The organism is Actinosynnema sp. NPDC023658 (genome assembly GCF_040639995.1).
Lineage (GTDB): Bacteria > Actinomycetota > Actinomycetes > Mycobacteriales > Pseudonocardiaceae > Actinosynnema.
Window position 1 is genome coordinate 311 of sequence record NZ_JBFAAX010001026.1, and the last position, 1595, is coordinate 1905.

Sequence of the window (1595 nt, forward strand, 5' to 3'; positions counted from 1 at the left end):
CGCCGTGCCGTCCGGCGCGACGACGTCGATCACCACGTCGCCCCGGTAGGTGTGGGTGATGTCCACCCCGACCGCCAGCGCGGACGGCGCGTTGCCGGTCACCCCGGACACCGTGATGGGACTCTCCACCGTGGTCAGGTCGGGGATGGCCACGTCCGTCTGGTTCTCGAACCGCGGGCCGGGCGGGGTGGTCCCGGTGCCCGCCAACGTCCACAGCGCGGTGGCGATGGCGTCGCTGCTGCGGTCCAGCGCGGTGGCGTCGAGGTTGGCCGTCGTGTCGCACGAGCGGTGGTAGCAGCGGTCGAAGGCGACGCCCGCCGAACCGCCCCACTTCTGCGCCTGCGCCGCGGTCTTGATGGTCTCCGCGCCGGTGAACGTGCCGCCGACCGGGATGCCGGCCCGCGCGAACGCCGCGTGGTCGGACCGCCCGCCGACCGACGTCAGCTCGGTCGGCACGCTGAACGCGGCCTCCAGCGTCTGCTGCAACTGCAACGACCCGCTGGGCTGACCCGAGGCGCTGTAGACGAAGTAGCCGGGGTTCGGGGAGGCGATCATGTCGAAGTTCAGGTACGCCTTGATCTTCGACCGCTCGGTCGTCGGCAGGTTGTCCAAGTAGTAGGTGGAGCCGATCAGGCCCAGCTCCTCCGCGCCCCACCAGCCGAACCGGACGTGCTTGCGCGGCGCCAGCTTCTCGCGGGCCGCGGTGAGCGCGATCTCCAGCAGTCCGGCCGAGCCGGAGCCGTTGTCGTTGATGCCCGGACCCGCGGTCACGCTGTCGAGGTGGCCGCCGAGCATCAGCACGTCGTTCGGGTCGCCGCCCGGCCAGTCCGCGGTCAGGTTGTAACCGGTCGCGCCGCTGCTGGTGAACTGCTGCACGGACGTCTGGTACCCGGCCGCGTCGAGCTTCGCCTTGACGTGGTTGACCGACGCCAGGTAGCCGGGCCGACCGTGCGCCCGGTTGCCGCCGTTGGCGGTGGCGATCGCCTGGAGGTCGTCGAGGTGCGCCCGGACGTTCGCCAACGAGATGTCGGGCGCGGCCGACGCGCGGACCGGCGCCGCGGTGGCGACGGGTGGGCTGAGCAGGGCGGCGGCGAGCAACAGGGCGCTCGCCGCGGTGGTCGTCCTTCGTGAGGACATGGCTGCCTCCGCAGGGTGTAGGGATGGCCACGCACGAGCGTGCGGGCTCCCGACACCGCCGCGGTAGCGGCTTACGTCGTGGCGCGTTCGGACGCAGACCCCTGGCCTCTGCGAACTCGATAACGTCAGTGTTGAATGAAAAGCTACTCCTGGGCGCGCTGGGCACGCGCGCGCCGCTTGCCCTCGTGCATGGCCTGGACGCGGGCCACCGGGATGGTGTGCCCCTCCGCGACGAGGTCGTCGGGCAGCCGCTGCGGCGCGGGCATCCGGGAGTTCCACGGGTCGTCGCCGCCGAGCAGCGCCGCGGCGGTTCGCACGGTGAAGTCGGCGGGGGTCACGGAGTCGAGGTCGTCCCAGTCCACCGGGAACGACACCGTGGCGTTCGGCCGGATCCGCGGGCTGTACGCGGCGGCGACGGGCGCGCCGTACGCCCGCGTCGAGTCGAGGACCACCTGGCC

1 protein-coding gene and 1 pseudogene (1 of these 2 cut by a window edge) are annotated in these 1595 nt (G+C 72.4%); both read right to left on the bottom strand.

The features are described from left to right. Positions 1–1137, bottom strand: partial view of a M28 family peptidase gene (locus AB0G02_RS37650; protein ID WP_360804521.1) — the 5' portion only. The gene continues 12 nt to the left of window position 1, outside the view; only the first 1137 of its 1149 coding nucleotides appear in the window; it begins with the start codon at positions 1135–1137; its stop codon lies off the left edge, out of view. 143 nt (positions 1138–1280) lie between these two features. Next, positions 1281–1595: pseudogene (locus tag AB0G02_RS37655) on the bottom strand (ATP-dependent DNA ligase); the annotation flags it as partial.